The organism is Methylobacterium crusticola (genome assembly GCF_003574465.1).
In the GTDB taxonomy this organism is placed as follows: domain Bacteria; phylum Pseudomonadota; class Alphaproteobacteria; order Rhizobiales; family Beijerinckiaceae; genus Methylobacterium; species Methylobacterium crusticola.
Genome location: NZ_KZ984660.1, coordinates 1 through 6,613, shown reverse-complemented (window position 1 = coordinate 6,613; position 6,613 = coordinate 1). Strand labels below are relative to the sequence as shown.

General features: G+C 75.3%; 4 protein-coding genes and 2 pseudogenes. 3 read left to right on the top strand and 3 right to left on the bottom strand.

Annotated elements, in window-relative coordinates; all coding sequences use genetic code 11:
* A pseudogene (locus DT057_RS36035) lies at nt 1-397 on the top strand (chemotaxis protein CheA); the annotation flags it as partial.
* Between the two features lie 81 nt (nt 398-478).
* Here the strand turns inward: DT057_RS36035 and DT057_RS05370 are convergent.
* The 3 genes and pseudogenes from DT057_RS05370 to arfB form a co-directional block, all read right to left on the bottom strand.
* Nucleotides 479-1,999: pseudogene (locus DT057_RS05370) on the bottom strand (calcineurin-like phosphoesterase C-terminal domain-containing protein); the annotation flags it as partial.
* Between the two features lies 1 nt (nt 2,000).
* Nucleotides 2,001-2,195, bottom strand: a 195-nt coding sequence (locus DT057_RS36550) for a hypothetical protein (protein WP_244937347.1), incomplete at its 3' end; no start/stop codon positions are given.
* Between the two features lie 140 nt (nt 2,196-2,335).
* The gene (gene arfB / locus DT057_RS05365) at nt 2,336-2,761 is read right to left on the bottom strand and encodes an alternative ribosome rescue aminoacyl-tRNA hydrolase ArfB (protein WP_203236193.1); all 426 of its coding nucleotides are present in this window, start codon (nt 2,759-2,761) and stop codon (nt 2,336-2,338) included.
* A 70-nt stretch (nt 2,762-2,831) separates the two neighbouring features.
* Between arfB and DT057_RS05360 the strand changes: the two genes are divergently transcribed.
* A complete protein-coding gene (locus DT057_RS05360) occupies nt 2,832-5,336 on the top strand; it encodes a ligase-associated DNA damage response DEXH box helicase (protein WP_407068111.1) in 2,505 nt (834 codons plus the stop codon).
* Nucleotides 5,337-5,383: 47 nt separating this feature from the next.
* Nucleotides 5,384-6,097, top strand: a complete 714-nt coding sequence (pdeM, locus tag DT057_RS05355; RefSeq protein ID WP_128561077.1) for a ligase-associated DNA damage response endonuclease PdeM — start codon at nt 5,384-5,386, stop codon at nt 6,095-6,097.
* Nucleotides 6,098-6,613: the final 516 nt, after the last annotated feature.

Below are 6,613 nucleotides of genomic sequence, written 5' to 3'. Positions count from 1 at the left end.
CGCGCCGGCGCTCCGCGAGGCCGCCGAGGCGCCCCGCCCCGCCCCGCCGGCCGTCAAGCCCGTCCCCGCCCCCGTCAAGGCGGCCGCCGCCAAGCCCGCCGCCATCAGGCCCGCGGCGGGCTCCGAGAAGCCCGCGGCGGTCAGCGAAAAGCCCGCCGCCGAGAAGCGGATCGCCCACGCCGACAAGCCCGCCCCGAAGCCCGTGGCCCGGCGCGAGAAGCCGGAGGCGGCGCCCCGCCAGAAGACCGCCGCCGCGCGGGCCGACGAGCCGGCGCCGGCGCCGCAGGAGGCGGAGCCGACGCGGTTCCTCGGCCTGCCCGTGCCCGACCTCGCGCCGGCCGGCCGCGCGATCAAGGACACGGTCGACGCCGTCCTGTCCTTCCCGAGCCGGCTCTGACCCGGAAGGGTGTCCCGGCCGCCGCGACGGCCGGAGGGCGCCGCCGCGCCCCTCTCCGGCCCTCTCGGGCGCGGGCGCCGCTCAGGCGCCGCCCTCGGCGACCTCGAGCACGAGCCCGTCCCGGTGCGGGCGGCCGTACTCGTCCGCGGCCTCGACGGTGACCCGGTGCGTGCCCGGCCCGAGGTCGGGCGGCAGCCGGGCGGTCCAGAGGTGCGAGCACGGCTCGGCCTTGACCCAGGCCTTCCGGGTGGCGCCGTTGCGGGCGTAGAGGGCGGCCACGAAGGGATCGGGGCGGCGCACCCGCGTCATGGGGCGCAGCGGGCCCGACCCGACCCGGAACCCGACCCGGCTGCGCGGGCCGCCGTCGAACAGGTTCACCACCAGGTTGGTGCTGGCGACGCTCTCGGCCGGGATCGGCGAGCCGAACAGGTCGGCGAGCCGGGTATCCGGCAGCCGCGCCAGGTCGTCGGCGTGGAACTGGCTCTCGAGCACGATCCGCATCTGGCGGCCGGCATCGTCGCTCGCCGGGACGTAGCGGGTGGTGTAGCGCCGCCCGTCCGTGATGCTGAGCACGTGGTAGCCGTGCGGGGTTCCGTCGCGGCTGTCGGCGGTGGCGATGCCGCGCCGGTCGGGCGGGCCGCTCCACCACGAGCCCGAGACGGCGGTCAGGACGTGGTGATGGTGCGCGCCCTCGCCCTCGGCGCCGCGCCGCCCGGCCGGGTCGAGGTAGTGGTGCTCGGTGGTGTGGGTGTGCCCGGCGACGCTCAGGGCCGGCCGGCCCGCGAGGAGCCCCAGCAGCGCCGCCCGGTCGAGGGTGCTGAGAGCCGGGTCGTCCGAGCCGAGGTCGGTGACGAGGGGGATGTGCATCGCCACCACCACGAGGCGGTCGGGCGGCGTCTCCCGCAGGACGTTGGCCACGAAGGCGAGCTGCTGCTCGCCGATGCGGCCCTCGTAGCGCCCGCCCCGCGCCGGGGTGCCGGTGGCGGCCCCGAGGTAGTGCACGTTGTCGAGCATCAGGAACAGCACGCCCCCGTGGTTGAGGGCGTAGGAGGACGCGCCGTAGACGCGCTTGAAGGTCTCGCGGCTGTGGCGGGCGTCGGGAGCCTCGAGGTTCAGGTCGTGGTTGCCGCCGAGGTGGAACCACGGGATCCCGATCCGCCCGATGATCCGGTTCTGCCGCCCGTAGAGCGAGAGGTCGTCGAACAGCACGTCGCCGGTCGTCATCCCGAAGGCCGCCCCGGTGCCGAGCGCCCGGGCGACGGCGGTGTCGCGCACGAAGGACAATTCGGCCTGGCTCTCGGGCTGGGGATCGGTGAACAGCAGCACCTCGAAGTCCGGGCTCTCGGGGCGGCGGGTGAGCCCGAAATCCACCGAGGCCGGCAGCGGCCCGGTGGGCGCGATGCCGGGGTAGCGCAGGTTCAGCTCCGGCGGCGTGCCGGCGGGCTGGTGCAGGGTGGCGAAGCGGGGCAGGTTGTCGGCGTCGAGGGGCAGCGCGAAGCCGGTCGGCTTGATGACGAAGACCGCCGCCCCCTCGCTGACGGGCAGCCTGTAGCGCCCGTCCGGGCCGGTGCGCACCACCTCGCGGCCGTTGGAGACCAGCACNCCCCCGCCGGCCCTGGCCGGAGCGGTCCTCGTAGACGATCCCGGTGACCTCGGCGGCGGCGCTCGCGGCCGGCGCTGCCGGGGCGGCCGGCGCGTCCTCCGGCCGGGCGGCGCGGGGCGCCAGCGCGGCGGCGCCCGCCAGGGTGGCGGCGCCCGCCATGGTGGCGCGCCGCGTGAGGGTGATCCGCTCGCTCATCCGTTGCCTCCTGGGTTGCGGGACCAGGAGAACCACGCCTCCCTGACGGTCCGGTGACGCGCGGGCGAAGCGGCCCGCGCCCCTCGACGCGGCCCCGGCCTCCGGGGCGGCGCGCCGTCGGCGGCCTGCGGAGCGCTGCCCTAGTCGGGGCCCGGCTTGCCCCCGCGCAGGCGCTTGACCGCGCCGCGGCGGTCCTTCTCCTCCAGGCGCCGCCTCTTCGAGGCGAGCGTCGGGCGCGTCGCCCGGCGCGGGGTGGGCGGCACTGCCGCCTCGCGCACCAGGGCGGCCAGGCGCTCGCGGGCGTCGGCCCGGTTGCGCTCCTGGGTGCGGTGGCTCTGGGCCAGGATCACCAGGACGCCGTCCGCGGTCAGCCGCCGCCCGGCGAGCTTCATCAGCCGGACCGCCACGGCGTTGGGCAGGGAGGGCGAGCGGCGCACGTCGAAGCGCAGCTGCACCGCCGTCGCGACCTTGTTGACGTTCTGGCCGCCCGGGCCGGAGGCGCGCACGAAGCTCTCCTCCAGCTCCGCCTCGTCGAGGCTGATCGACGGCGTGCATTCGAGACTCACAGCGACCGCTCCCCTGCGTCCCGCACGCGCGACCCGCCGTGGCATCCCACGAATCGATCGTCCGCGCTACATCGGGGACGTGTCCGCTCCCCTCCCCGGCCTTCCGCCCGCCTTCGCCCAGTGGTTCGCGTCCCGCGGCTGGACGCCCCGCACGCACCAGCTCGACCTCCTGGCGGCCGCGCAGGCCGGGCGCTCGGCCCTGCTGGTGGCGCCGACCGGCGCCGGCAAGACCCTGGCGGGCTTCCTGCCGACGCTCGTCGCCCTGGCGGGGCGGGCCGGCACCGGCGGCCTGCACACGCTCTACGTCTCGCCCCTGAAGGCGCTCGCCGTCGACATCGCCCGCAACCTCGAGGCGCCGGTGAGCGGGATGGGCCTCGAGCCGGTGATCCGGATCGAGACCCGCACCGGCGACACGCCCGCCCACAAGCGCACCCGCCAGATCGCCCGGCCGCCGCACATCCTGCTCACGACCCCCGAGCAGCTCGCCCTGCTGATCGCCCACCGGGAGGCGGCGGAGCTGTTCGCGGGCCTCGCCCGGGTGGTGCTCGACGAGCTGCACGCCCTCGTGACCTCGAAGCGCGGCGACCTCCTCGCCCTCGCCCTCGCCCGGCTGCACCGGCTCGCCCCGGGGCTCGCCGCCACCGGCCTCTCCGCCACGGTGCGCGAGCCGGAGGCGCTCCAGCGCTACCTGGTGCCCCAGGCGCCGGAGCCGGGGCTCGCCGACCTGATCTGCGTCGCGGGCGGCGCCAAGGCGGACCTGCGCATGCTGGAGACCGGCCGCACCCTGCCCCTCGCCGGCCACACCGCCTGGCAGTCGATGCCGGCGGTCTACGACCTGATCCGCCGCCACCGCCTGGTGCTGGTCTTCGTCAACACCCGGCTCCAGGCGGAGTACACCTTCCAGGAGCTGTGGAACCTCAACGACGACGGGCTGCCGATCGCGCTCCACCACGGCTCCCTCGACGCGACGCAGCGCCGCCGGGTCGAGGCCGCCATGGCGGCGGGGTCGCTGCGCGCCGTGGTCTGCACCGCGACCCTCGACCTCGGCATCGACTGGGGCGACGTCGACCTCGTCGTGAACATCGGGGCGCCCAAGGGCGCGAGCCGGATCATGCAGCGCATCGGCCGCGCCAACCACCGCCTGGACGAGCCCTCCCGCGCCTACCTGGTGCCGGCCAACCGCTTCGAGATGCTGGAGTGCCGCGCCGCCCTCGACGCGGTCGAGGAGGCCGCCCAGGACACGCCGGACGCCCGGATCGGCGCGCCGGACGTGCTCGCCCAGCACGTGCTCGGCATGGCCTGCGCGGGCCCGTTCGCGGCGCGCGACCTCTACGACGAGGTCCGGAGCGCCAGCCCCTACGCGGACCTGACCGAGGCGGCGTTCGCGCAGGTCCTCGACTACGTCGCCACCGGCGGCTACGCCCTGCGCGCCTACGAGCGCTTCGCCAAGATCCTGCGCGGGCCGGACGGCCTCTGGCGCGTACGCGACGCCCGCACGGCCCAGGCCTACCGGATGAACGTCGGCACGATCATCGAGGCGGCCCGGGTCCGGGTGCGCCTCGCCCGCCAGAACCGCACCCGGCCCGGCCGCGTCCTGCCGGCGGGCGGGCGCGTGCTCGGCGAGATCGAGGAGGATTTCGCCGAGACCCTGACGGCCGGCGACACCTTCCTGTTCGCCGGCGAGGTGCTGCGCTTCGAGGGGCTGCACGAGGACGAGGCCCTGGTCACCCGCGGCCCCCCCGGCACCGACCCGGCCATCCCGAGCTACGCCGGGTCGAAGTTCCCGCTCTCGACCTTCCTGGCCGCGCGGGTGCGCGACCTCATCGCCGACCCGTTCGCGTGGGACCGCCTGCCGCGCCAGATCGCCGACTACCTCGCCCTCCAGGCCCGCCGCTCGGTCCTGCCCGGGCCGCGCGACCTCCTGGTCGAGACCTTCCCGCGGGCCGGGCGCCACTACCTGACCTGCTACCCCTTCGAGGGCCGCCTCGCCCACCAGACCCTCGGCATGCTCCTGACCCGGCGCCTGGAGCGGGCGCGGATGCGCCCGCTCGGCTTTGCCGCCAACGATTACGGCCTCGCGGTCTTCGGCTCCCGCGACCTCGCGGAGCGCGCCGGCGCGGAGCCGGGCTTCCTCGAGGCGCTGTTCGCGCAGGACATGCTCGGCGACGACCTCGAGGCCTGGCTCGACGAATCCGCCATGATGAAGCGCACCTTCCGGCAATGCGCGGTGATCGCCGGGCTCATCGAGCGCCGCCACCCGGGCCTGCGCAAGACCGGCCGGCAGGTCACGATCTCGACCGACCTGATCTACGACGTCCTGCGCCGGCACCAGCCCGACCACCTGCTGCTGCGGGCGGCGCGCCAGGATGCGGCAACCGGACTCCTCGACGTCGCCCGCCTCGGCGTGATGCTTGCCCGCATCCAGGGGCGAATCATCCACAAGGCCCTCGACCGGGTCTCGCCGCTCGCCGTGAACGTCATGCTCGAGATCGGGCGCGAGCGGGTCTACGGCGAGGGCGCCGACGAGATCCTGGCCGAGGCCGAGGCGGCGCTGCTCGACGAGGCGCTGCCCTAGACACCACCCCGGAGCGCCGCCCCGCTCCGCGACGAGGATCCGTGACCGTGGCGCTGCCGCTGAAGCTCGAGAAGACCCAGAAGATCCCGGGCGTGACGCTCGCCGGCGAAACCCTCGCGCTCGACCTCACGGGCGCGCTCTGGCTCCCGCACCACCGCACCCTGGTGGTCTCCGACCTGCACCTGGAGAAGGGCTCCTCCTTCGCGGCGCGCTCCGGCCAGTTCCTGCCGCCCTACGACACCCGCGAGACACTGGCGGCCCTGCACGAGGCCGTGGCCCGCCTCGACCCCGCCCGCGTGGTCGCCCTGGGCGACTCGTTCCACGACGCGCAGGGGCCGGAGCGGATGGACGAGGGCGACCGGGCGCTCGTCGCCGCCCTCCAGGAGGGCCGGGACTGGGTCTGGATCAGCGGCAACCACGACCGCGCCGTGCAGGACGGCGTCGGGGGCCGCTTCGCCGACGCGCTCCGCGTCGGCGCCCTGACGCTGCGCCACGAGCCCGCCCCGGACGCCGCTCCCGGCGAGGTCGCGGGCCACCTCCACCCGGTGGGCAAGGTGGCGATGCGCGGCCGGGCCGTGCGCCGGCGCTGCTTCGTCACCGACGGCCGGCGCCTGGTCATGCCGGCCTTCGGAGCCTTCACGGGGGGCCTCAACGTCAGGGCCGCCGCCTTCGAGCCGCTGTTTCCCGACGGGTTCACGGCGCACCTGCTCGGCGACGGCCGGGTCTTCGCCATCGGCCGGGCCACCCTGGCGCGGGACTGAGCGGGCGGCGCGGGACGCCGGGACACGGGCCGAGGCGGCCGGCGGGCGGCATCCGCGGCCGCGCCGCCGCGACTCCCCGGCCCGGCGCGGCGGCCATGTGCGGCGGCCATGCGCGGCGGCGGCGAGGATCGGGGTCGACGGGATCGCGTTCCCGGGCCGCGCCGCCGAATTCCACCGCAACGCCGGCGCGGCCGCCGGGATGCAGGTTCCGCTGCATTTTACTGATCGAAATCCATCGATTGTGATCGGCCCGATCAAGTTACGCTAGGTTATTCGGCTGCGGGTTGCCCCAAGCTAAGCTCGGGGTGATCGCCCCGGAAAGTCCTGATTAACACCTTCCCTGATAGAAAGTGCGGCAACAGCGAGATGAGACACCTCCGCGGCTCACTCACACCAGGGACATATCTATGCCCGTATTTAGTGGAATGAGCAACCGTAAGTTGCAATCCTTCAGCGTGTCCCAGGCCATCATCGAATTCGCGCTGGACGGCACCATCCTGGAGGCCAACGCCAACT